Origin of the sequence: Mycobacterium sp. 5-140-3-2, from assembly GCF_035666375.1 — a bacterium.
GTDB lineage: Bacteria > Actinomycetota > Actinomycetes > Mycobacteriales > Mycobacteriaceae > Mycobacterium > Mycobacterium intracellulare.
This window is the reverse complement of the sequence record NZ_CP142025.1, coordinates 2,828,041-2,850,830: the sequence shown is the minus strand read 5'-3', so window position 1 is coordinate 2,850,830 and position 22,790 is coordinate 2,828,041. Positions and strand designations below refer to the sequence as shown.

Genomic DNA, 22,790 nt, shown 5'->3' with positions numbered 1-22,790 from the left:
TTACACCGGGAACGCGATCGGGGTGGCGTATACGTCGCGGTCGAGTTCGTCGATCGACGGGGAGTCCGCGCCCAGCACGGTCCGCAGGGCCGCCTCCACCGCGGCCGCCGCGTCGCTGTCGATGCGGACGAGATCGTCGTGATCGCAGACGCCGGTCGCTTCCAGGTGGCTGCGGAACCGTGGCACCGGGTCGGCGGCCAGCGCCGCCTCGAGTTGTTCGGCGGGGATGTAGGGCGTCCGGTCGCCGAAGTAATGGCCGCGGAAGCGGAACGTGACGCACTCGATGAAGGTGGGGCCGCCTCCGTCGCGCGCCCGCCGCAGCGCGTCGTCGAGCGCCGCTTTCACCGCGAGCGGGTCGTTGCCGTCGACGCGCACGCCCGGCATGCCGTAGCCGGCGGCCCGGTCGGCGACGTGTTCGAGCTTCATGGTGTCCGATGTCGGTGTCATCTCGGCGTAGAGGTTGTTCTGGCAGACGAAAACGAGCGGCAGGTCCCACAGCGCGGCCATGTTGGCGGCCTCGTGAAACGAGCCGGTGTTCGTGGCGCCGTCGCCGAAGCTGACCACCGTGACGCGGTCGATGCCCTTGCGTATGGCGGCCATTGCCAGCCCGACGGCCACGGGTGGCCCGGCGCCGACGATGCCCGTCGAAAGCACCACGCCCTTGGCGGGATTGGCGATGTGCATGGTGCCGCCCTTGCCCCGGCCGGCGCCGACCGTGCGGCCCATCATCTCGCCGTAGATCTCCTCGAGCGGGACGCCCTTGCCGATCAGGTCGTGCAGGCCGCGGTAGGTCGTCACCAGCTGGTCGTCGGGCCGCAGCGCCACGCCCATCGCGGCGGCGATCGCCTCCTGGCCCCGCGAGGGCCAGTACACGCACATGAACTCGCCGGTGCCGATGCCCTTGGACAATCGATCGTCGGCCGCCTTCATCAGCACCATCAATTCGTACAGGCGACGCTCGACGCCCTGCGAGACCGATTGCGGTGCATCGTGTTCGGTGGTCATCACGCTCCCGACCAGGGTTTGACCTTGAGGAAGCCCCCGGCGTCGACGCGCAACTGCTGTCCGGTGATGTAGCGCGCCGCGTCCGAGGCGAGGAACAGCACCGCCTCGCTGATGTCTTCGGGCTCGACGTAGGGGACCGGCATCGCCTGCACGAGCGGGAACACCGGCTCGGCATCCTCGCGAGTCGGCTCCGCCAGATCGGGCCGGAAGGCGCGATACATCGGTGGGCTGTGCAGCATGTCGGTGTTGACGTTCGTCGGATGCACAGCGTTCATCCGGATGGAAAACCGGGCGAGCGCCAACGCGAAGTCGTTGACGTAGTGTGCGGCAGCCAGTTTCGCGAAGGCGTACCCGGCCCCGCCGGGGCCACCGTCGATCCCGCTGGTATTCATCGATGACATGAACGCCGCGTTGGAGCCTATGACGATGATCGACGCGCCGGAGCGCAGGTGTTTGAGGCTCGCGTGCACCAGATTCAGCACGCCGATGAGATCCACGTCCACCGCGTCGGCGAAGGCTTGCGGCGGCAGACCCGCGGTCAGGGGGCAGATGCCCGCGTTGGCGACCACGACGTCCAGATGCCCGAACTCGGCGACGCCGGCATCGATGGCGGCGGACAAGGCCACGCGGTCGCGAACGTCCGCGACCGCCGTGTACGCGCGTTGCCCTTCCTTTTCGACCAGCCGCGCCGTCTCGTCGAGGTCCTCCGGACGGGCCAGGGGGTATTCGTTGGTTTCGATGTCGGCACACAAATCCACCGCGATGATGTCCGCGCCCTCGGCGGCCAGCATCCGCGCGTGCGAGCGGCCCTGGCCGCGTGCGGCGCCGCTGATGACGGCCACCTTGCCCGCTACTCTGCCCATCGGCCGCCCTTCGTCCGTCCGGCTATGTCCCGATTCACATTGGTGCCCAACGGTATTCGGTGTGACGGCAGCGGGCCTGGGCGAGTATGAGGGGGCCGGTCACCCGTCTGGGCGGTGGCGGGGCGCGCGATCACCGCGGCGGTTGGCGAAACGAGACCTTCGGCCGGCTCCATCGCATCTCTTCCCGGAAAAACTGCGCTGACCTGCGGATGGGCTATCACTACGCCCAAGACTAGCTAGAATATCTAAAATAGCAAGGAATGGCGGCGAGCGAGGGGATTGGCGATGTCCGACGGGGTACTGCGCGGCGTGCGGGTGGTGGAATTGGCGTCGTGGACGTACGTGCCGTCGGCGGGTGCGGCCCTGTCGGACTGGGGCGCCGACGTCATCAAGGTGGAGGGTGTCACCTCGGGCGACCCGGGCCGCGCGCTGGTCGTCGGAGGTTTCACCCGGCAAGCCGCCCGCCCCGACGCCGACTTCATCCTCGAGTTGGGCAACCGCGGGAAGCGCAGCATCGGGATCGACATCAAATCGGCGACCGGCCGTGAGCTGTTCGGCCGGCTGCTGGCCAGCGCGGACGTCTTCTTGACCAATTGGCTTCCGGGCGCGCTCGAGCGGGCCCGCCTGACCGTCGACGACATCCGCTCGTTCAACCCGAAGATCATCATCGCGCGCGGCACCGGGCTGGGCGTGCGGGGACCGGACCGGGACAGGGGCGGATTCGACGCCGCGACGTACCTCGCGCGGGGCGGGGTCGCGTACACGCTCACACCGTTCGGCACCGAGACCCCGGCGGTTCAGGGGCCGGGTTTCGGTGACCTGCAGGGTGGGGCGACACTGGCCGGCGGTGTCTGCGCCGCCCTGTTCCACCGCGAACGCACCGGCGAGCCCACGATCGTCGACTCCTCGCTGCTGGCCCAGGCGATGTGGTCGATAGCGCCGTCCATTTCGGCCGCCGACTTCTTCGACATCGACGGGATTCCGGGCGCCCCGCCGGGGCTGGCCATCAACCCGCTCGTCAACCGCTACAAGACCAAGGACGGCAGGTGGATCCAACTGGTCTTCCTGCAGCCGGACAAGTTTTGGGTGGGCTTCTGCCGGCGCATGGGCCTGGCCGAGCTGGCCGACGACGAGCGATTTGTCCCGTCGAGCAACCTGATCGCCAACGCGGCCGCGGCGACCGAACTCTTCGCGGATGCGTTCGCCCGCCACGACCTCGCGCACTGGCAACGTGTGCTTGCGGACGAACCCGGCGTGTGGGGCGCCCTGGCGACGCCGCGGGAGACCCTCAACGACCCGCAGGTCGAGCCCAACGGATACGTGGTGACCAACGTGGACGACCACGGCGAGAAGTACCGGATCGTCGCCGCCCCGGTGCAATTCGACGAAACCCCGCCGGCGCCCGCGCGTGCACCCGAACACGGCCAGCACACCGAGGAGATCCTGCTGGAGCTCGACGTCGATTGGGACGACATCGCCAAGGCCAAGGAGCTCGGGGCGATTCTCTAAGGCCGCGCGCGGGGGAGCGACCTAATCGCGGGATTCGCAACCCGTTTCGATACCACGCGTCGCGGATTCCGTGGTTAGCAGCCGATTCCGAAAGGGTCACGGGCGGATATCAATGTCTCCCGCGGTCTGGCAGAACGCAGGCCATCGACAAATCATGGCACAGGGCGCTTTTGAGGTATGCGGCCGCGACGATGCGTAGCACACACGAATTCCTCGTCCGGTACGTGAGTGGCGGATTCATTGACGGCGCCGCAGGAGGTATCCACAGCATGACATCGAACTGGGTTCCCGCCCAGACTTCGTGCGGCCCGCACTCCGGTCGCATCCTCGACACCGCGCGGGGCATCCTCATCGGCCTGCGCCGGTGCCCCTCGGAGGCCGCCCTGGACGAATTGCACAGTGCGGCATTGCGGCACAAGGTTCCGGTGTTCGCGATGGCATGGGCGCTGGTGCACCTGGCCGGCGACGGTCAACAGACACCCAGTTTCGCCGACGCCCAGTCCGCGGCGCGGCACGAATGGGGTCGGTTGTTCGAGTCCGCCGCAGTGCCCTGTTGAGCGGGCACCAAGACGTTGGGACGGCCGAGCTTTCGAGGGGTAACCCGGCCGTCTCCAACTCTCTCGACAACTCTTTCGATAACTCTTTCGATGAAGCACCCGACCGTTCTGCGGGTCGCGCCTTCGGGCTCGAGCTCTATTGGCCGGCTCGCGGGCGCGGCAGCAGGCGCTGGCGGAAAAATCGGGCGGCCCGTCGACCGATGTTTGAAACCGACTACGGCATAAGCCTGTTCCGCTGACGGGCGCACACCGAATCCAAAAGATGTGGGCGTCGAGCGAAGTGCGAGAATGTCATCTGTGGCCGGTGTCCAACGCGATGTGAACCGGGTCCGCTGATGGGCTCGGGGCCCCGGCTGTACCGCCCGCGCTCTAAGCTGGCGGACCATATCGAATTCTTCGGGCATTGGCTCCATCGCGGGGCCACCTACCGAAGCCGGGCGCTGCCGCGCGGCGCGGTGACGATCGTCTTCGACGTCGGCCACCGCCAGCAACTGGACCTCTATGCCGCCGACGGCACCACCAAGATGAGCGTTCTGCCTGCCTTCATCACGGGATCACAGAACACGCCCTACGTCTCGGACATCGCTGCCGACGAGCCCGTCGTGGCCATCCATTTCCGGCCCGGGGGCGCATTTCCGTTTCTGGGCATACCGTTGGGCGACCTGGCGGATGGACCCGTGGGCGTCGGTGAGATCTGGGGACGGCAAGGACGCGACTTGCACGAGCGCCTGATCGAGGCACCGTCCGTCCCGGCCAGGTTTCGTCTGCTGGAGCAGTTCATGCTCGCGCAGGCGCGCTCGTCGGTGCATCGCCATCCCGGCGTCGCCGCCGCGATGGCTGCGGTCGAGGCCGATCCCTCGATTCGACTGGCTGACGTCCGCCGCATGACCGGACTGTCCACCAAGCGGCTCATCGCCCTGTTCCGCGACGAAGTTGGCTTGCCCCCAAAGGAATTTGCCCGTGCCCGGCGCTTCCAAGCCGCGCTGAAGCGCCTTGGTGACGGCACGCCCGGCGCCCGCATCGCCGCCGACCTAGGGTATTTCGACCAGTCCCATTTCGTGCGGGAATTCCGGGCTTTCAGCGGGACGACGCCGACCTGCTACCGGCGGCAGCGCATCCTGTTGCCCAGCCACGTCCCGCTCGGGCGGCACAAATATCCAAGACCATTCGTTCGTGTGTGCTCATGATTGCGACATGGAAGACACCAGATTAGCCGTCGCCCACACGGGCCTGTTGGTTGCCGCGATGCGCGCCGAGGAATCCGCGCGCCGGGACCGACTGTTCACCGATCCGTTCGCAGAACGGCTCGCCGGCGACGAGGGGCGCGAATTGCTTGCCCAAGCCGTGGCGAAGACGGGCGCGACGTCACCGCAGATCGCCATCCGGACGCGCTTCTGGGATGAGCGCCTGCTGCGGGCTCAATCGGACGGCATTTCGCAGGTCGTGATCCTCGCCGCAGGCATGGACGCCCGCGCATACCGTCTGCCGTGGCAGCCGGGCACCACCGTTTACGAAGTCGACCAGCCCCGGGTGACCGCCATCAAGGACGAACGGCTCGCCGGCGAGCAACCCCGGTGCCAGCGGGTTGCGGTGGGCATCGATCTGACCGACGATTGGCCGAAGGCGCTGCGTTCCCAGGGGTTTTCGTCGTCCGCACCGGCGGTGTGGCTAGTCGAGGGTCTGCTGCAGTACCTCGATGCATCGGATGTCGACGCCTTGTTCGCCAGAATTGACGCGTTGTCCGCGCCGGGTTCGCGGGTGCTCTATGACCTGGTCGGGGCGACGTTGCTGGAAGCCGAATTCCTGCAGCCCACCCTGGAATTCATGCGGCGCCTCGGTGCGCCATGGACGTTCGGTACTGACGCACCGGCGTCCCTCGTCGAGCGGCACGGCTGGACAGCCCACGTCACCGATGTCGCCGAGCCTGGAACGAAGTGGAATCGCTGGGACCACCCGGTGGTCCCGCTCGACGTGCCCGGAATACCGCGCGGCTACTTCGTCGAAGCGGTCAAGGCCTAGCTTCGGTCCGCAATAGCGCCAGGCTATTTCGGCGGCGGCAGTTGGCGCGGGCCTTCCGACATACCCAAATCCCGCGGCGCTCCGCGCGTCGCCAACTCCGGTGCGTGTCCGGCGGCCGGCAGGCGACCCTCGCCGGGTGTGTAGCGCGATGAGGTGACGAATTCCGCCCGGTCAGACGGCGTTTCGGCACCACCTTCGCCCGCGGGCAGTTCGGCGCTCGACGCCTCGGAGTTGACGGTCACCGTGCGGGTTCGCTTGAGCGCGAACGTGATCTCTTCGGTCTCTTCGAGCACCCCTTCGAACACGTGGCGCGCGGTGCGTAGCGGCTGGGTCGTGGTGTCGATCACCCGCGCCACGAACGGCGGTACCAGCGGCCTGATCCAGCGGGCGGCCGCCCTGGTCGCCTCGGGGAGCGACGGGATCAACGGCGCGTTTCGCTCATCGGGGCGCGCGATCTCGTCGCCCGCCTCCGGCGCGGGCCGCTGGGCGATCGCCCGGCTGGCCGCCTCCGCTTCGGCGGCGATCGGCAGATACCCGCCGTCCTCGACCGGTTCGACGGCCCGCCGCGACGGCGCGTGCACCGGGCTCTCGAGGGCCTGCAGGACACGGCGACGCTGATGCTCGCGGTCGATCTCGGTCTGCGCCTCGATGGCGAGCCGGGCCTGGGTCAATTGGTGCTCGGCCCACACGATCTCGGCGTCGCGGCGGACCTCGGCCCGCTTGATCGCGATGGCGGTCTCCGCGTCGAGTTCGGCGCGGTCGCGCTCCGCGCGCGCGGCGGCGTGGCGATCATAAGTTGTCTGCCCGCGCCACAACCCCAGGATCAGTGGCGCCAGGTACAGCAGCACGCACGCCCCGACGGTCAGCACACGCAGGGCTTGGGCCCCCGCGGTGTTCCACGCGAGGTCATTCATCGCGACCCACCGTGCGCCCAGGCCCCGGCCGGCGTCGGCGATGACGCCGCGCCGCGCATCCTGCAGGTCTTGCTCCTGTCGCGAGATCGTGGCATCCAACGCCGGCGCGCGGCTGTCCCGCGCGGACAGCGCGGCGTCGAGTTCATGCTGGGCGTCGTTGAGAAGCTCGTTGCCAGTGCGGGTTTCGGGTCCGGGGCCCGGAACGCCGGTGATCCGGGTCTGCGGGCAACCGGGAGTGGGGTGATATTCACAGCGGGCGACGACCAGGGCCCTGTCCTGCCGATCGCGGGCCTGCGTGACGGCGCGCTCGAGCGCGGCGCGCGCCTCCTCGGTGCGCTGTAGCGATGCCGATGCCTGCGCGACCGCGGGCGCCGATTCCGCGGCGCGCGCAGCGCGTTCGTCGAGGCGCCGGTCGATTGAACCGGACAGGATCACCAACGTGGCTAGTTCGCCGACGATGACGCCGACCGCGGCCGCCATCGCGGCGCGTCCCACGAGGCCCGGGCGGCTCCGGTGGGGGCCCGGCACGGTGGCGCGGGTTACCGCGCCGGCCAGCAGGCCGAAGGCGACGGTCAGCGGCACGACGGCAACGCTCGTCGCGCGGGCCGACCCGCCCACTGCCAGCGCCGCGACCAGCCAGGCCAGCGCGGCTCCCAGCATCACGACGGCGCCGGCCACGCCGTGGGCGGACCGCTCGTGGCGTTCGCCGGCCTCGCGGCCGTGTCCGCCGCCGAGCCAGATGAGCGCTTCCGCGACCCTGGCCAGGCCCGGGCGGCGGTCGATTACTTCCTGGGGCATGAGACTGAAAACACCTCCGCGGTCAAGCCTCCCAGGCCCGGGGCCGACGCATCGAATCGAAGCCGCCACGTGTGGCGGGCCTCACAGGCCGGCGGGATGGACGCATCACCAGCCGGGCGTCGGCCGGGCGGGCCCGGTGCGACGGGACGGGAACGGGCGCGTAATTCCTGCGACGCGAGCGGATCAGCGGTCGTTCGGGCAGGTGACGTGAGACGGTATAAGCCTATGTCGAATCACGATTTTGTCACCTACGAGGAATTCGGTCGCAGGTTCTTCGAGGTCGCCGTCACCCCCGAGCGTGTCGCCGCCGCGTTCGCCGACATCGCCGGCAGCGAGTTCGCCATGGAGCCGATCGCGCAGGGACCGGGCAAGATCGCCAAAGTCAGTGCGAATGTCTCCATCCAGGAGCCCCGCGTCACCCGCCGGCTGGGCGACAGCATCACCTTCGTCATCCACATACCGCTGTCGATCGACCTGCTCGTGGACCTGTGGCTCGACAAGCAGCGCTTCGTGGTCTCGGGTGACATCGCCCTGCGAGCGACCGCGCGCGCGGCCGAACCGCTGCTGCTGATCGTCGACGTCGCCAAGCCGAGGCCTTCCGACATCACCGTCAACGTCTCGTCGAATTCCATCCGCGGCGAGGTGCTGCGGATCCTGGCGGGGGTGGACGGCGAGATCCGGCGATTCATCGCGCAGTACGTCGCGGCCGAGATCGACGCGCCGGCGTCGCAGGCGGCACAGATCATCGACGTCGCTCAGCAACTCGAACAGGCGTGGCCCTGAGGCTGCCCCACGAATAGCGCCGGCGGTGTTGGGGTACCCACCCACGGTTGTGCGTTTGACCACGTGGGTGGCGGCGCTTGGGATCGGGGAGGAGCGGAGGAACGCCTTGGCTCGAGTAGATGTTTCGGTGTCCTCGAAGGTGGAGCCGGAAGCGGCCTGGAAGCTGGCGTCGGACCTGGACCGGTTCGACGAGTGGATGACGATCTTCGCTGGGTGGCGAAGCCCCGTTCCCGACACGATCGAGGAAGGCACCTGTGTCTCGTCGTGCGTGAAGGTCAAGGGTTTCCGCAACGTCATCCATTGGACCGTCACCCGGTACGACGAGCCGAAATCGATTGAGCTGCAAGGCCGCGGCCGTGGTGGAATCCGGCTCAATGTGGAGATGACCGTGTCGGCGAACGACCCGGGATCGACCTTTCACCTCACCGCCGACCTCAAAGGCGGCCTGCTCAGCGGGCCGATCGGGGGACTGGTCGCCAGGGTGCTGCGATCGGACGTGCAAAAGTCCGTGAACAACCTCGCGTCGTTGCGGTAGGGACCTATCGGCCCGGGTGACCGATCACCCATTCGCGCTGCGCCTGGCGAATCCGCCTGCGGTCCATCGCAAGCCACGCCAGGCCCGCCCCGAACGCGAGCATCGCGACGATCGCCGCGACGACGCCCGCGTGAGCCTGTCCCAGGGCAAAGTTCGCCACGCACACCACGAACGCCAGCGCGGCCGCACAGACCACGACCAATCCGGGCGTCTGCGCCGCATCATGCATCGAGTCGTCGCCGCGGCGGGCAACGGTCCGATCATCATCGACAGGGCTGTGCCTCATGGGCGTCTCCTCTGCTGTCGCTTCCGTCCGGCCGATGCAGTGGAGCTACCCAAAACACCGGCTGGACAAACGACTTGGCGGAGTCGACGGCCGCTACAGGGTCTGGTGCCGCCCGAAGTACTTGTGGTCCTCGCTGTAGCCGCCATAGCCGCTTCCGATGTCGCGGTAGTCGGCGACGAATTCGATTCCCTTGATCCACTTCACCAATTTGAATCCGTGCTGCAGCTCGTTGCGCAGCCGCAGCGGCCTGCCGTGCATGTACGGCAGCTGCTGGTCGTTCATGTTGTAGGCCAGCATCGTCATGTGGTGGTCCATCTGACCGATGTGATGGGCGTTGTAGTAGATGCCCCCCGTGGCGCCCAGACCCATCGAATAGAACACCGCCCACTTCGCCTCGGGCAGCGGCTTGACGATGTCCATGATCGTCTTCATTTGCACGCCACCCCATTTGGCGACGCCCGACCACGCCTGGATGCAGAAGTGCTGGCTGATCTGCTCGTGGTAGGGCAACGCCATCAAGTCCTCGAGCGAGAACTCCATCGGGTGCTCGACCAGGCCGTAGACCTTCAGCCGCCAGTTCTTGAAGTCGTCGCGCTCGAGCTCTTTGTATTCGACGGTCTCGGGGAGGCGGCCGTTGCGCCAGTGGTGCGGCGAGATGTCCTTTTCGGTGAAGGCGCCCGGCTTGGGGTCCAGCCGTTCGAGCGCCCGCTGGAACGGCCCGACCAGGGCGTACCCGACCCGCTGAACGACCCGCGGGTGCTTGATGGTGAACGGGGTGGCCCACACCCACGCGACGGCCGTCAGCACCATGGCCGCGGCGAAGATCCAGAAACCCATCCAGCTGTTGTCGTCGCGGGAGGCGAACATGTGGTTGAGGTTCCGCAGTGCCTCGGTGGTCAACACCATCGTCACGTGCACCAGGATGAAGAACAGGAAGTACACCAGCACCAGGAAATGCAGCGACCGCGCGTGCTGAATGCTCAGGCGCTTGCTCAGCCAGTGCACGCGCTGCGACAGCGCCGGCGACATCCCCAGGCCGGTGATCAACGCGGCTGGCGCGGCGATGAAGACGGTGGTGAAGTACGACAGCAGCTGCAGGCCGTTGTAGGCGACCCAGCCGTTGTCGGTCGGCCAGTCCAGCGACATGTACTGAATCGCGACCGACGCGGCATTGGGAAAGACGTCCCAGCTGGTCGGCACAATGTGGCGCCACTGCCCGGTGGTGAACAGCAACACGTAGAAGACCGCCCCGTTGAGGAGCCACAACACGTCGACGCCGAGATGCCACCATCGCGCCAGCCCGATGGAGTGCCGGAATCCGGGCAGGCCGAATTGCGGCGGCAGGGCGACGGTGTCGGCGTTGGCGGTCCACAGCTCGTCGTCCGGCACCGGCGGGCCGACCCGCAGCCACTCGTCCTTGCCCGGGGTGGCGTTGCGGCTGAAATAGAGCCGGGGATGGTCACAGAGAATCTGAATCCCCGTCCTGATGATGAACATCATCATGAACAGGTTGAAAAAGTGCGTCCAACCGATCCACGCGGGCAGCCCGTCGGGGGCACCGCTGTGCGGATCGGTCCCGGGGTAGCGCGCGATGAACGACTGAATGGCCGGCATGTTGTGCAGGCCCTTGCCGATCGCCACCGACGCGATCAGCAGTCCAAAGCCGATCGGGATCAACCACAGAAGGTTGAACCACCGGTCACGGCCGACGCGCAACTTCGGGGCGGTCGCCCGCCTGGTCAGATCGAACCCGCCGCCGTACTCCTCGACATCGATGGTGTCGTGGGCGGTATGGATCTCGTGCCGATAACCAGGATCGGATGTCAGCGGCGTGCCTACCGCCAACGTCGAGACTGAGCCGTTCCCCACCGGGTCAATACGTTTGCTTTCGGCATGCGTCACGGGGTTGAAAATACACCAAAACACCTGGATAAATCCAAGTTTGATTGGAAAAAATCCTTCCGTGGCGCGTCGTGTCCCGTCGTGTGATCGTCGGCAACAGTTGCCAGGGGGCGGAATCCGCTCCGGCTCGAACGCCGGTTGCCGCAACTGCCTACGGAACGCTCAATTCTTTCCGCAAACACGGCTCCTTGGCGATTGCTGTGAATTCTCTCCCAACCTCCTAGCAGACGAGGCTAGGCGGTGTCGCGCGGTAACAGCCGGCGCACCGGGCGCGTCTCGAGGGCGTTGATCGTCAGCGCGCGGCGGGCGATCCGCCAGCCGGCGGCCGTCAGCTCGTATGCGTCGTCGTAGCGCAGGTGCCACACCACATCCACCACCTCGTCGCCCCGCGGGTTCCAGTGGTGGGCGACGCACGCGACGCGCCCGCGCGCGGCCCCCCGCCGCCCGGCCGCCTCGTACACCTCGCCGACGATCGCGTGCTCGGTGCGCGCGACCGCGGCCACGGCCCCGACGGCCCTCGCGATGGCGTCGCGGCCGCGATGCGCATGTGTCGGCAACAGATCGGCCGGTGGCGAGGGCACGACCAACTCGGCCTCGGTGGTGAAAAGCTCTGCGACGGCGCCGAATTCACGGTCATCGACGTGGGCGGCGTACCGGTGAACCACATCGCTGAGCGCCATTCGCTCGTCGGCGGAAAGCGTCATCGGTTCACGAAACCAGCGACAGCCGCTGCGCGCACGCCGACAGGGCGTCCTTGGCCGCCTCGAGGTCGGCGGTCGGCGGCATGGCCAGCACCAGCCGGTCGGCGCCCTGGTCGACCAGGCCCGCCGCGCGCTCGGCGTCGATCTTGGTGACACTGTGGCCCAGCGACACCTCCAGTGCCGCGGGGTCGCGGCCTGCCGCCGATGCCTCCTCGCGCATGAGCCCGATCAGCGACGCCAGCGCCGGACCGGTGACGCCAAGGGGCTGGAACCCGTCGCCGAAGCGCCCCGCACGGCGTGCGGCCGCTCGGCTGTGGCCGCCTATGTGCACCGGAAACCGTTCCCCGGCAACGGGTTTGGGATAGCTCATCACATTGTCGAAGCTGAAGAAGTCACCGTGGAAGGACGCCCCCTGGGGTCGGTCGGCCCACAGCGCGCGCAGCACCGCCAGCTGCTCGTCGGCCCGCCTGCCCCGATTGTCGAAGTCCGCGCCGCACGCCTGCAGCTCCTCTTTGAGCCAGCCCACGCCCACACACAGCCGCAGCCTTCCACCGGAGAGGGCGTCGACGGTGGCGACCCGCTTGGCGAGCACCACCGGGTGGTGGTTGGGCAGCACCAGCACCCCGGTGGCCAGCCCGAGGCTGGTGGTGTGGCCGGCCAGAAAGGCCAGCAGATCCAGCGGGTCCGGGATGGGGCAGTCGGGGGCCAGCCCGACCCGCCCGGAACGGTCGTAGGGATAGACGCTGTCGTAGCGCGTGAGCAGGACCGTGTGCTCGACGGCGACGATCGATTCGAATCCGCAGGCTTCGAGGTGGCGCGCGAAGGCCACCATCCACTCGGGGTCCGCGGTGACACCGTCGGCGACCGGGGCCACCACTGAGACCTTCATGGTTGGTGAAGCTAACAAGCCGACCGGTCGCGCGGTCAGCGGGCCGCGCTTTGAACGCTCTCCGAGCTTTCCGAGGCGGCCGGGGCGATCGCGGCGCGCACGGCCTCGGCCAGCGTGGCGGCCCGGGGGTCGGTGAACACGTCTTCGAGCAGCACGTCGCGCCCGTCCGGACCGGTCAGCGGGACCCGCCAGTTGGGGTATTCGTCCGTGGTGCCGGGCTGGTTCTGGGTGCGACGGTCACCGACGGCGTCGGTGAGCGCCAGCCCCAGCAGCCGCGACGGCGTCCGGCCCAGGTACTTGTACAGCGCCAGGACGACCTGCTGCGGGTCGTCTTCGCCTTCATCGAGCAGCCCCACCCGGCGCAACTCGGCCAGCCACGCCGCCAACTCGGCACGGTCGGACTCGAGCTCCTCGGCGACGGGCCGGGTCAGCAATCCCAGCGAGTCACGCAGCCGCACATGGTCGCCCGCCAGGTAGCCGGCCGTCGGCGGCAGGTCGTGGGTGGTGACCGAGGACAGGCAGTACTCCCGCCAGCGCTCCGCCGGCAGTGGTCCGCCGTTCCCGTCGCGGTCCAGCTCGAACCAGAGGATCGACGTGCCCAGCAGCCCCCGCAACAACAGGTAGTCGCGCACCCACGGCTCGACCGTGCCGAGGTCCTCGCCCACCACCACCGCGCCGGCCCGGTGTGCCTCCAGGGCGACGATGCCGATCATGGCTTCGTGGTCGTAGCGGACGTAGGTGCCCTCGGTGGGTGGTGCACCCCGCGGGATCCACCAGAGCCGGAACAACCCGATGATGTGGTCGATGCGCACCCCGCCGGCGTGCCGCAGCACCGCGCGGATCAACGCGCGAAACGGCCGGTACTCGTGCTCGTCCAGTCGGTCCGGCCGCCACGGCGGCTGCGACCAGTCCTGGCCGAGCTGATTGAACTCGTCCGGTGGCGCCCCGGCGGTCACGCCCAGCGCCATCACATCCTGCAGCGCCCAGGTGTCGGCGCCGTTGGGGTGCACGCCGACGGCCAGGTCGCCCATGATGCCCAACGACATTCCGGCCCGGATCGCCTGGGACTGGGCCGCGGCGAGCTGCTCGTCGATCTGCCATTGCAACCAGCGGTGGAAATCGACGGTGTCGGAATGTTTTTCGACAAAGTCTGCGACCCCGGACGCGTCGGGATGTTGCAGCGCTTCGGGCCAACGATGCCAGTCATCGCCGTATTGTTCGGCCAGCGCGCACCAGGTCGCGAAGTCGTCGAGCGCGCGGCCCTCCCGGTCGCGGAACGCCGCGTAGGACAGCTCCCGGCCCGCCGACCGCGGTTCCTCGTGCAGCAGCTTGAGGGCGGCCCGTTTGGCCGCCCACGAGCTGTCGCGGTCGATGGTGTCGACGCGGCCGGCGCGCTCCTGGACGTCCGCGCGCAGCCGGCGGACCCGGCTGCGCTTGCCCAGGTCGGCGAATTCGGGGATCGCCTCGACGCGAAGATAAATCGGATTGACGAAGCGCCGCGACGTCGGCAGGTACGGCGACGGCTCCATCCGGCCCTTCGGACCCGCAGGCGCCGCCGCATGCAGCGGATTGACCAGAAGGTAATCGGCGCCGTGGCGCGACGCCGACCACACCGCGAGGTCGGTCAGATCGGTGAGATCCCCGACGCCCCAGGACCGCCGGGACCGCACGCTGTAGAGCTGAACGGCCAGGCCCCAGGCGCGACGGTTGCCGAGCCGCTCCGGCAGCCCGAGCCAATCCGGCGTCACGATCAGCGCGGTGCTGGTCTCGGAGTCCCCGGACCGCAGGTGCACCCGGTGATACCCCAGCGGCAGGTCGGTGGGCAGCAGGAAGCTGGCCTCGCCGACCCAGCGTCCGTCCAGGTCGAACGGCGGGGTGAAGTTGTCGACCTGCGCGACGTCGCCGCGCACCGTGCCGTCCTCGAGCGCCAACCACACCTCGGCGGGAGCACCGTGGGTGACGTGGGCCCAAAACCGGATCTGCTCACCGGTGCGGCCGACGATGGTCGCAGGCAGCCGCCGCGCCCAGTGCGACCGCAGCTTGGCGGTGAGCGCGAGGTTGCGTTCCTGTTCGTCGCCGGCCGCGACGCCGAGCGCGGCCAGCACGGCCTTGAGCGTCGCCTCCGACACCCGCACCCGCCTGCCGCTCCAGTCCTCGTACTCCGTCGCGATGCCGTACCTCCGGGCGAGTTCGATCAGCGACGGTGCGAGTTCGGTCATAGGGCCATCTTGCTGCCAGGATTCGCCGACCGGCGACCCGGACCCGACGCGAGTTGGCGTTTTCTTTGCTGGACGGCCGCCTTCCGTTCATCTGCCCCGCCCGTCGGTGACCCGCCTCGCGCGCTCGACAGGACGCCGGCGCGATGGGCCACTACGATGCCGTGAGGGGATTCGGTGGCTGATCGTGGGGGAACAGAAACTGCCAGCTCAACGGCGCCGGTCGGGGCCGTCCGCGCGGGGGCGCCGGCGCGGTGAACGGGCCGGATCCGGGCGCGATGAGCAGAGGCAGAAGTGAATGCGCTTCGGCGCCGCATGGCGAGGTCCGTGCAGGTGCCTTACCGTTGTCATGTAATTCGCGCTGGATCGGTTCACAGGGGCCGAATCCAGGCGTTCGAGCAACCCGGATGGTGAATTAGTGGCGGAAGAGAGTCGCGGGCAGCGCGGGTCGGGGTACGGCCTTGGGCTGTCGACGCGGACCCAGGTCACCGGCTATCAGTTCCTTGCCCGCCGGACCGCGATAGCGCTGACCCGGTGGCGCGTGCGCATGGAGGTCGAGCCCGGCCGGCGACAGAACCTCGCCGTGGTGGCATCGATTTCGGCCGCCCTGGTGATCTGCCTGGGCGCGCTGCTCTATTCGTTCATCAGCCCGGCCGGCCAGATCAACGAGTCGCCGATCATCGCCGACCGCGACTCGGGCGCCCTGTACGTCCGGGTGGGGGACCGGCTGTATCCCGCGCTGAACCTGGCGTCGGCGCGGCTGATCACCGGCCGCCCGGACAATCCGCACCTGGTTCGGTCGAGCCAGATCGCCAGCCTGCCGCGCGGCCCGATGGTGGGCATCCCGGGTGCGCCGTCGAGCTTCCACCCCACCAGCCCGGGCGCCTCGTCATGGTTGGTCTGCGACACCGTGGCGAACTCGACCGGCGCGGGCGCCCCGTCCGGCGTGACGGTCACGGTCATCGACGGCAATCCCGATCTGAGCCACCACCGGCGGGTGCTGACCGGGACGGACGCGGTGGTGCTGAACTACGGCGGCGACGCCTGGGTGATCCGCGACGGACGCCGCTCGCGCATCGACGCCGCGAACCGGTCGGTGCTGCTGCCGCTGGGCCTGACCCCCGAGCAGGTCAGCATGGCCAAGCCGATGAGCCGCGCCCTCTACGACGCGTTGCCGGTGGGTCCGGAACTGACGGTGCCCCAGATTCAGAACGCGGGCGCCGGCGCGTCCTTCCCGGGGGCGCCCGGACCGATCGGCACGGTGATCGTCACCCCGCAAATCAGTGGGCCGCAACAGTATTCGCTGGTGTTGGCCGACGGTGTGCAGACGCTGCCGCCGTTGGTGGCCCAGATCCTGCAGAACGCCGGACCGGGCAACACCAAACCCGTGACGGTGGAACCGTCCGCGTTGGCGAAGATGCCGGTGGTCAACAAGCTGGACCTGTCGTCCTACCCGGATGCGCCCCTGAACGTGATGGACATCCGCGAGAACCCGGCGACCTGCTGGTGGTGGCAGAAGACCTCCGGTGAAAACCGGGCCCGCGTGCAGGTCATCTCCGGCGCGACCATCCCGGTCGAGACGAAGGACGTCAACCGGGTGGTGTCGCTGGTCAAGGCGGACACCACCGGCCGCGAAGCCGACCAGGTGTTCTTCGGGCCCGAATACGCGAACTTCGTCGCCGTCACCGGAAACGATCCCGGTGCCAAGACCACCGAATCGCTGTGGTGGCTCACGGACGCGGGCGCCCGGTTCGGGGTCGACGACACCCGTGAAGTCCGAGAAGCGTTGGGCCTGAAGACGAAACCGGCCCTGGCGCCGTGGGTGGCGCTGCGGCTGCTGCCGCAGGGGCCGACGTTGTCGCGCTCGGATGCGCTGGTGCAGCACGACACGCTGCCGATGGATATGTCCCCAGGAGAGTTGACGGTACCGAAGTGAAACGTGGATTTGCCCGGCCGACACCGGAGAAGCCCCCGGTCATCAAGCCGGAGAACATCGTCCTTCCGACCCCGCTGAGCATTCCGCCGCCGGAGGGCAAGCCCTGGTGGCTGGTGGTGGTCGGTGTGCTGGTGGTCGGCCTGCTGATCGGCATGGTCGGCATGACGTTCGCCAGCGGCTCGCACGTGTTCGGTGGCGCGGGCGCCATCTTCCCGATCTTCATGATCGGCGGCGTCGCGATGATGATGTTCGGCGGCCGGTTCGGCGGCCAGCAGCAGATGAGCCGGCCGAAGCTGGACTCGATGCGCGCCCAGTTCATGTTGATGCTCGACATGCTGCGCGAGACCGCCCACGAGTCGGCCGACAGCATGGACGCCAACTACCGGTGGTTCCACCCCGCGCCCACCACGCTGGCCGCCGCGGTCGGATCCTCGCGCATGTGGGAACGCAAGCCCGACGGCAAGGACCTGAACTTCGGCGTGGTCCGTGTCGGCGTCGGCATGACACGTCCCGAGGTGACCTGGGGTGAGCCCCAGAACATGCCGACCGACATCGAGCTCGAGCCGGTGACCGGTAAGGCGCTTCAGGAGTTCGGGCGCTATCAGAGCGTCGTTTACAACCTGCCCAAGATGATCTCGGTGCTGGTCGAACCCTGGTACTCGCTGGCCGGGGACCGCGAGCAGGTCCTGGGTTTGATGCGGGCGATCGTCTGCCAGCTGGCGTTCTCCCACGGCCCCGACCATGTACGGATGATCGTGGTCAGTTCGGATGTGGACGAATGGGACTGGGTGAAATGGCTGCCCCACTTCGGTGATCCGCGCCGCCAGGACGCGGCGGGCAACGCGCGCATGGTGTACAGCTCGGTGCGCGAGTTCGCCGCCGAGCAGGCCGAATTGTTCGCCGGCCGCGGGTCTTTCACCCCCCGCCACGCCAGTTCGGCCGCCCAGACCCCGACGCCGCACACGGTGATCATCGCCGATGCCGTTGACCCCCAATGGGAGTACGTGATCAGCGGTGAGGGCGTCGACGGGGTGACGTTCTTCGATCTCACCGGCTCGCCGATGTGGAGCGCCGTGCCGGAGCGGACCCTGCGGTTCGACAAGATGGGTGTGATCGAGGCGCTGCCCCGCGACCGCGACACCTGGATGGTGATCGACGAGAAGCCGTGGTTCTTCGCCCTCACCGACCACATCAGCGTCGCCGAGGCGGAGGAGTTCGCGCAGAAGCTGGCGCGCTGGCGGCTCGCCGAGGCGTACGAGGAGATCGGCCAGCGGGTGGCGCACATCGGCGCCCGAGACATCATGTCCTACTACGGAATTGACGATCCCGGCCACATCGATTTCGAGGCGTTGTGGGGCAGCCGCAACGACTCGATGGGCCGGTCGCGGTTGCGGGCCCCGTTCGGTGTGCGTTCCGACAACGGCGAGCTGTTGTTCCTGGACATGAAGTCGCTCGACGAAGGCGGCGACGGCCCCCACGGCGTCATGTCCGGGACGACGGGTTCGGGGAAGTCGACCCTGGTGCGGACGGTGATCGAATCGCTGATGCTCAGCCACCCGCCGGAGGAGCTGCAGTTCGTGCTGGCCGACCTCAAGGGTGGGTCGGCGGTCAAGCCGTTCGCCGGGGTGCCGCACGTGTCCCGGATCATCACCGACCTGGAAGAGGACCAGGCGTTGATGGAGCGCTTCCTCGACGCGCTGTGGGGGGAGATCGCGCGTCGTAAGGCGATCTGCGACAGCGCGGGTGTCGACGACGCCAAGGAATACAACTCGGTGCGCAGCCGGATGCGGGCGCGTGGCCAGGACATGGCCCCGCTGCCGATGCTCGTGGTCGTCATCGACGAGTTCTACGAATGGTTCCGCATCATGCCGACGGCGGTCGACGTCCTCGACTCGATCGGCCGTCAGGGCCGCGCCTACTGGATCCACCTGATGATGGCGTCGCAGACCATCGAGAGCCGCGCCGAAAAGCTCATGGAGAACATGGGTTACCGGCTGGTGCTCAAGGCGCGTACCGCCGGTGCGGCGCAGGCGGCCGGCGTGCCGAACGCGGTCAACCTGCCTGCCCAGGCGGGCCTGGGGTACTTCCGCCGCAGCTTGGAGGACATCGTCCGGTTCCAGGCCGAATTCCTTTGGCGGGACTACTTTCCGCGCGGCCTCACCGACGACGGGGACGAGGCGCCGGCGTTGGTGCACAGCATCGACTACGTGCGCCCGCAGCTGTTCACGAACTCGTTCACCCCGCTGGAGGTCAGCGTCGGGGGGCCCGAGGTCAACACCCCGGCGATCCCCACCGACGGCGACCTGCCGGAGGTGGAGGGACCGGACGACGACGTCGAAGGGATCCGGACGCCGAAGGTCGGCACGGTCATCATCGATCAGCTGCGCAAGATCGACTTCCAGCCCTACCGGCTGTGGCAGCCGCCGCTGAACCAGCCCGTCGCGATCGACGAGTTGGTGAACCGGTTCCTCGGCCGCCCGTGGCAGCAGGATTACGGCACCGCGCGGGATCTGGTCTTCCCGATCGGGATCATCGACCGCCCGTTCAAGCACGACCAGCCGCCGTGGACCGTCGACACGTCCGGTCCCGGTGCCAACGTCCTGATCCTGGGGGCCGGTGGCTCGGGCAAAACGACCGCGCTGCAGACCCTGATCTGCGCGGCGGCGCTGACCCACACACCCGAGCAGATCCAGTTCTACTGCTTGGCCTACAGCAGCACCGCCCTGACCACGGTCGCCGGGCTGCCCCACGTCGGCGAGGTGGCCGGTCCGACCGACCCGTACGGCGTGCGCCGCACGGTGGCCGAGCTGCTGGCCCTGGTGCGGGAGCGCAAGCGCACCTTCCTCGAGTACGGGATCGCCTCGATGGAGGTGTTCCGGCGGCGGAGGTTCGGCGGCGAGCCCGGGCCGGTCCCCAATGACGGGTTCGGTGACGTCTACCTGGTGGTGGACAACTACCGGGCGCTGGCCGAAGAGAACGAGGTGCTGATCGAGCAGGTGAACGTGATCATCAACCAGGGCCCCTCGTTCGGGGTGCACGTGGTGGTCACCGCCGATCGCGAATCCGAGCTGCGGCCGCCGGTGCGCAGCGGCTTCGGCTCCCGGGTCGAGTTGCGGCTGGCCGCCGTCGAAGACGCCAAGCTGGTGCGGTCCCGGTTCGCCAAGGATGTTCCGGTCAAGCCGGGTCGCGGCATGGTCGCGGTCAACTACGTCCGCCTCGACGCCGACCCGCAGTCCGGTCTGCACACGCTCGTGGCCCGGCCCGCGTTGGCGAGCACGCCGGACAACCGGTTCGAGTCCGACAGCATCGTCGAAGCCGTCAGCCGCGTCGCGAGCGGCCAGGCCCCGCCGGTGCGCCGGTTGCCGGCGACGTTCGGCATCGATCAGCTTCGCGAGATTGCCGCCCAGGACACCCGCCAGGGCGTCGGTGCGGGCGGAATCGCTTGGGCCATCTCGGAATTGGACCTGTCGCCGGTCTACCTCAACTTCGCCGAGAACGCGCACCTGATGGTCACCGGCCGCCGCGAATGTGGGCGTACCACGACGCTGGCCACCATCATGTCCGAGATCGGGCGGCTGTACGCGCCGGGAGCCACCAGCGCCCCGCAGCCGCCGGCGGGGCAACCCTCGGCGCAGGTGTGGCTGGTGGACCCGCGGCGTCAGCTGCTGACGACGCTGGGTTCGGACTACGTGGAGAAGTTCGCCTACAACCTCGACGGCGTGCAGGCGATGATGGGCGAACTGGCCGCGGTCCTGGCCGGCCGCGAGCCACCGCCGGGCCTGTCCGCCGAAGAGTTGCTGTCGCGGTCGTGGTGGAGCGGACCGGAGATCTTCTTGATCGTCGACGACATCCAGCAGCTGCCAGCCGGTTTCGATTCGCCGCTGCACAAGGCCGCACCGTGGGTGACCCGGGCCGCCGACGTCGGCCTGCACGTGATCGTCACCCGGACGTTCGGTGGTTGGTCGTCGGCGGGCAGCGACCCGATGTTGAGGGCGCTGGCCCAGGCGAACGCGCCCCTGCTGGTGATGGACGCCGACCCCGACGAGGGATTCATCCGCGGCAAGATGAAGGGTGGCCCGCTGCCCCGCGGCCGCGGCCTGCTGATGGCCGAGGACACCGGCGTGTTCGTTCAGGTCGCCGCGACGGAGATACGCAAGTAGGAGCCGGCCGCCGCGCCGGGGCGGCCCGGGAAATACCCGGGGCTCAGCCCCAGCGCAGCGGCAGCTCCTTGAGCGCGAAACTCTTTGACGGGTAATTGATCACGGGGGAGTAGTCCGCGGGCAGCTCGAAATCCGGGATCTGGTTGAGCCACTCCGCGACGATCACCGTCAGCTCGATGCGCGCCAGGTGCGAGCCCAGGCACCGGTGCGGACCGCCGCCAAAACCCCAGTGCCGGTGGACTTTCCCGTCCATGTTGAGCTCGTTGGTGGACATCGGGTCGCTGTCGTCGCGGTTGACGGCCGCCATGCACAGCCGCACCGAGGTGCCCGGCGGCAACGTCATGCCGCCGACTTCGACGAACTCGGTGGTGATCCGGGGCGCCACCGGCGCCGACGGTTCCAGCCGGACGATCTCTTCGATGAAAACCCTGATCTGCTTGGGGTTGTCGCGAAGCTCCGCGCGCAGCTGCGGCCGTCGCGCCAGTTCGAAGAGCGAGAATCCGATCGCCGCGGTGACGGTGTCCAGGCCGGCGAGGATCAACAGGTGGCTCATGCCGAGCAGCTCGATGTCACTGAAGTCGCCGCCGCCGGTCATCACCTGCGACAACATGTCCGAGCCGGGGTTTTGCCGGCGCTGCGCGATGGCGTCGACCAGGTATTGCAGCAGCTGCTGGCCCTTCGCCATATCGGCCTGGGTGAGGAACGGCTTGTCGGCGATGACGGAATCTTTCCAATCGATCAGGCGATCGCGATCCTCGAGGGGCAGACCGTAGAGGTCCAGGAACACCTGAAACGGGTACAGGCTCGCGAGATCCGCCATCACCTCGCACTCGCCCCGACCGGCCAGCGCGCCGATCATGTCGCGGGCGTGGCGCTCCAGCGCGGGACGGGACTTACTCAGCGCGTGCGGGCTGAAATACGGCTGCAGGATCTTGCGGTAGCGGGTGTGTTGCGGTGGGTCAAAAGCCAGCGGCAGCACCGGCAGCGGGTGGCCGGGGGGCTGCAGCACCGTCGAGGAAAAGACCTTGGGGTTGCGCAGCGCGGCCAGCACGTCTTCGCGGCGGGTGAGGTAGTAGTGGCCGTTCATGAACACCACCGGCCCCGCATCGCGCAGCGTCTTCCACCCCAGCCCGCGGTCGGCGCTCATCGGCAACTTGTCGACATCCAGCCGGGGTAAGTGGAACGAGCCGTATTGGCCGTCGCTCATGCCGGCACCAACATCCGGGGGCGCATCAATATTGCATGGGGGGCAAAGGAACACGGATCCGAACAGCCGGGCCCATTCGAGCCATTCGGCGCCCGTCCTTGATGGCGAACATCCTCGATACTTTACCGACCGACTAATCTGGGTATCGGACCGTGAAGCGCCGTATCGGACCGCCTAGGGAGGAAACTTCGTGAGGGTTCGCCTGGAGCAGTCGAAATGCGTGGGCCACGCCCAGTGTTACGCCGTCGACCCCGACCTTTTTCCCATTGACGAGTCCGGCTATTCAATTCTTCAGGAGCGTGACGTCCGGCCCGAAGACGAGCAGGTGACTCGCGATGGCGTCGCATCCTGCCCCGAGATGGCGCTGATCCTCGACGAGGACTGACGGCGCAACGACGCCGCCGGACGGCCGCGGTACCGCGCCGTGCAAGCAAACGGTGAATGAACAAACCGTTGCCGTATATGAACTGCTGCCGACCGGGAATGAACAGTGGTTGGCCATTGATAAAC

At 68.2% G+C, this 22,790-nt stretch carries 18 protein-coding genes; 9 read left to right on the top strand and 9 right to left on the bottom strand.

Annotation, left to right across the window (positions count from 1 at the left end; all coding sequences use genetic code 11):
- Both P6281_RS13430 and P6281_RS13425 read right to left on the bottom strand, forming a co-directional pair.
- Nucleotides 1–1,005 (bottom strand): thiamine pyrophosphate-dependent dehydrogenase E1 component subunit alpha, encoded by a 1,005-nt coding sequence (locus P6281_RS13430; protein WP_201358666.1) that lies wholly within the window; start codon nucleotides 1,003–1,005, stop codon nucleotides 1–3.
- Nucleotides 1,005–1,868: a mycofactocin-coupled SDR family oxidoreductase gene (locus tag P6281_RS13425; protein ID WP_014384792.1), complete on the bottom strand. Its 864-nt coding sequence runs from the start codon at nucleotides 1,866–1,868 to the stop codon at nucleotides 1,005–1,007. The genes P6281_RS13430 and P6281_RS13425 overlap by 1 nt, the downstream gene beginning before the upstream one ends.
- Nucleotides 1,869–2,153: 285 nt before the next feature.
- Between P6281_RS13425 and P6281_RS13420 the strand changes: the two genes are divergently transcribed.
- From P6281_RS13420 to P6281_RS13405, 4 genes are all read left to right on the top strand, one after another.
- The gene (locus P6281_RS13420; RefSeq protein ID WP_009952449.1) at nucleotides 2,154–3,377 is read left to right on the top strand and encodes a CaiB/BaiF CoA transferase family protein; all 1,224 of its coding nucleotides are present in this window, start codon (nucleotides 2,154–2,156) and stop codon (nucleotides 3,375–3,377) included.
- Between the two features lie 269 nt (nucleotides 3,378–3,646).
- Nucleotides 3,647–3,934, top strand: a complete 288-nt coding sequence (locus P6281_RS13415) for an ANTAR domain-containing protein (RefSeq protein ID WP_008257079.1) — start codon at nucleotides 3,647–3,649, stop codon at nucleotides 3,932–3,934.
- Nucleotides 3,935–4,269: 335 nt separating this feature from the next.
- Nucleotides 4,270–5,121, top strand: a complete 852-nt coding sequence (locus tag P6281_RS13410) for a helix-turn-helix domain-containing protein (RefSeq protein ID WP_008257078.1) — start codon at nucleotides 4,270–4,272, stop codon at nucleotides 5,119–5,121.
- 7 nt (nucleotides 5,122–5,128) lie between these two features.
- Nucleotides 5,129–5,953, top strand: a complete 825-nt coding sequence (locus tag P6281_RS13405; RefSeq protein ID WP_008257074.1) for an SAM-dependent methyltransferase — start codon at nucleotides 5,129–5,131, stop codon at nucleotides 5,951–5,953.
- Between the two features lie 23 nt (nucleotides 5,954–5,976).
- Here P6281_RS13405 and P6281_RS13400 read toward each other — a convergent pair whose 3' ends face one another.
- A complete protein-coding gene (locus P6281_RS13400) occupies nucleotides 5,977–7,665 on the bottom strand; it encodes a DUF4407 domain-containing protein (RefSeq protein WP_324738375.1) in 1,689 nt (562 codons plus the stop codon).
- Nucleotides 7,666–7,890: 225 nt separating this feature from the next.
- Here P6281_RS13400 and P6281_RS13395 point away from each other — a divergent pair, with 225 nt between their 5' ends.
- Together P6281_RS13395 and P6281_RS13390 are read left to right on the top strand one after the other, a co-directional pair.
- Nucleotides 7,891–8,448 carry a hypothetical protein gene (locus tag P6281_RS13395; protein WP_009954143.1) on the top strand — a complete coding sequence of 186 codons (558 nt, stop codon included), beginning with the start codon at nucleotides 7,891–7,893 and terminating at the stop codon, nucleotides 8,446–8,448.
- 106 nt (nucleotides 8,449–8,554) lie between these two features.
- A complete protein-coding gene (locus P6281_RS13390) occupies nucleotides 8,555–8,983 on the top strand; it encodes a type II toxin-antitoxin system Rv0910 family toxin (RefSeq protein WP_014382645.1) in 429 nt (142 codons plus the stop codon).
- Between the two features lie 4 nt (nucleotides 8,984–8,987).
- Here P6281_RS13390 and P6281_RS13385 read toward each other — a convergent pair whose 3' ends face one another.
- The 5 genes from P6281_RS13385 to malQ all read right to left on the bottom strand — a co-directional run bounded on the left by P6281_RS13385 (nucleotide 8,988) and on the right by malQ (nucleotide 14,980).
- Nucleotides 8,988–9,269 carry a LapA family protein gene (locus P6281_RS13385; RefSeq protein ID WP_008257067.1) on the bottom strand — a complete coding sequence of 94 codons (282 nt, stop codon included), beginning with the start codon at nucleotides 9,267–9,269 and terminating at the stop codon, nucleotides 8,988–8,990.
- Nucleotides 9,270–9,362: 93 nt separating this feature from the next.
- On the bottom strand, nucleotides 9,363–11,138 hold the full coding sequence (locus P6281_RS13380) for a molybdopterin-dependent oxidoreductase (protein WP_008257065.1): 1,776 nt from the start codon (nucleotides 11,136–11,138) through the stop codon (nucleotides 9,363–9,365).
- A gap of 266 nt (nucleotides 11,139–11,404) precedes the next feature.
- Nucleotides 11,405–11,875: a nuclear transport factor 2 family protein gene (locus P6281_RS13375; protein WP_065500117.1), complete on the bottom strand. Its 471-nt coding sequence runs from the start codon at nucleotides 11,873–11,875 to the stop codon at nucleotides 11,405–11,407.
- 4 nt (nucleotides 11,876–11,879) lie between these two features.
- Nucleotides 11,880–12,761, bottom strand: coding sequence for an LLM class F420-dependent oxidoreductase (locus tag P6281_RS13370; RefSeq protein WP_041297849.1), 882 nt, complete (start codon nucleotides 12,759–12,761; stop codon nucleotides 11,880–11,882).
- Nucleotides 12,762–12,796: 35 nt separating this feature from the next.
- A complete protein-coding gene (gene malQ, locus P6281_RS13365) occupies nucleotides 12,797–14,980 on the bottom strand; it encodes a 4-alpha-glucanotransferase (protein ID WP_324738374.1) in 2,184 nt (727 codons plus the stop codon).
- Nucleotides 14,981–15,395: 415 nt separating this feature from the next.
- On the opposite strand from malQ, the gene eccB reads away from it, so the two are divergent.
- On the top strand, nucleotides 15,396–16,913 hold the full coding sequence (eccB, locus tag P6281_RS13360; RefSeq protein WP_238963760.1) for a type VII secretion protein EccB: 1,518 nt from the start codon (nucleotides 15,396–15,398) through the stop codon (nucleotides 16,911–16,913).
- Nucleotides 16,910–21,073, top strand: a complete 4,164-nt coding sequence (locus P6281_RS13355) for a type VII secretion protein EccC (RefSeq protein WP_009954152.1) — start codon at nucleotides 16,910–16,912, stop codon at nucleotides 21,071–21,073. The genes eccB and P6281_RS13355 overlap by 4 nt, the downstream gene beginning before the upstream one ends.
- 43 nt (nucleotides 21,074–21,116) lie before the next feature.
- On the opposite strand, the gene P6281_RS13350 is transcribed toward P6281_RS13355, so the two are convergent.
- Nucleotides 21,117–22,280, bottom strand: a complete 1,164-nt coding sequence (locus P6281_RS13350; RefSeq protein ID WP_014384783.1) for a cytochrome P450 — start codon at nucleotides 22,278–22,280, stop codon at nucleotides 21,117–21,119.
- A gap of 190 nt (nucleotides 22,281–22,470) precedes the next feature.
- Between P6281_RS13350 and P6281_RS13345 the strand changes: the two genes are divergently transcribed.
- Complete coding sequence (locus tag P6281_RS13345) at nucleotides 22,471–22,665, top strand: ferredoxin (protein WP_009954154.1); 195 nt, start codon at nucleotides 22,471–22,473, stop codon at nucleotides 22,663–22,665.
- Nucleotides 22,666–22,790 lie beyond the last annotated feature (125 nt).

Excerpts from the sequence above, each read along its gene's own strand:
- P6281_RS13430 (WP_201358666.1), bottom strand. The coding sequence starts at position 1,005 with ATGACCACCGAACACGATGCACCGCAATCGGTCTCGCAGGGCGTCGAG.
- P6281_RS13425 (WP_014384792.1), bottom strand. The coding sequence starts at position 1,868 with ATGGGCAGAGTAGCGGGCAAGGTGGCCGTCATCAGCGGCGCCGCACGC.
- P6281_RS13420 (WP_009952449.1), top strand. The coding sequence starts at position 2,154 with ATGTCCGACGGGGTACTGCGCGGCGTGCGGGTGGTGGAATTGGCGTCG.
- P6281_RS13415 (WP_008257079.1), top strand. The coding sequence starts at position 3,647 with ATGACATCGAACTGGGTTCCCGCCCAGACTTCGTGCGGCCCGCACTCC.
- P6281_RS13410 (WP_008257078.1), top strand. The coding sequence starts at position 4,270 with ATGGGCTCGGGGCCCCGGCTGTACCGCCCGCGCTCTAAGCTGGCGGAC.
- P6281_RS13405 (WP_008257074.1), top strand. The coding sequence starts at position 5,129 with ATGGAAGACACCAGATTAGCCGTCGCCCACACGGGCCTGTTGGTTGCC.
- P6281_RS13400 (WP_324738375.1), bottom strand. The coding sequence starts at position 7,665 with ATGCCCCAGGAAGTAATCGACCGCCGCCCGGGCCTGGCCAGGGTCGCG.
- P6281_RS13395 (WP_009954143.1), top strand. The coding sequence starts at position 7,891 with ATGTCGAATCACGATTTTGTCACCTACGAGGAATTCGGTCGCAGGTTC.
- P6281_RS13385 (WP_008257067.1), bottom strand. The coding sequence starts at position 9,269 with ATGAGGCACAGCCCTGTCGATGATGATCGGACCGTTGCCCGCCGCGGC.
- P6281_RS13375 (WP_065500117.1), bottom strand. The coding sequence starts at position 11,875 with ATGACGCTTTCCGCCGACGAGCGAATGGCGCTCAGCGATGTGGTTCAC.
- P6281_RS13370 (WP_041297849.1), bottom strand. The coding sequence starts at position 12,761 with ATGAAGGTCTCAGTGGTGGCCCCGGTCGCCGACGGTGTCACCGCGGAC.
- malQ (WP_324738374.1), bottom strand. The coding sequence starts at position 14,980 with ATGACCGAACTCGCACCGTCGCTGATCGAACTCGCCCGGAGGTACGGC.
- P6281_RS13350 (WP_014384783.1), bottom strand. The coding sequence starts at position 22,280 with ATGAGCGACGGCCAATACGGCTCGTTCCACTTACCCCGGCTGGATGTC.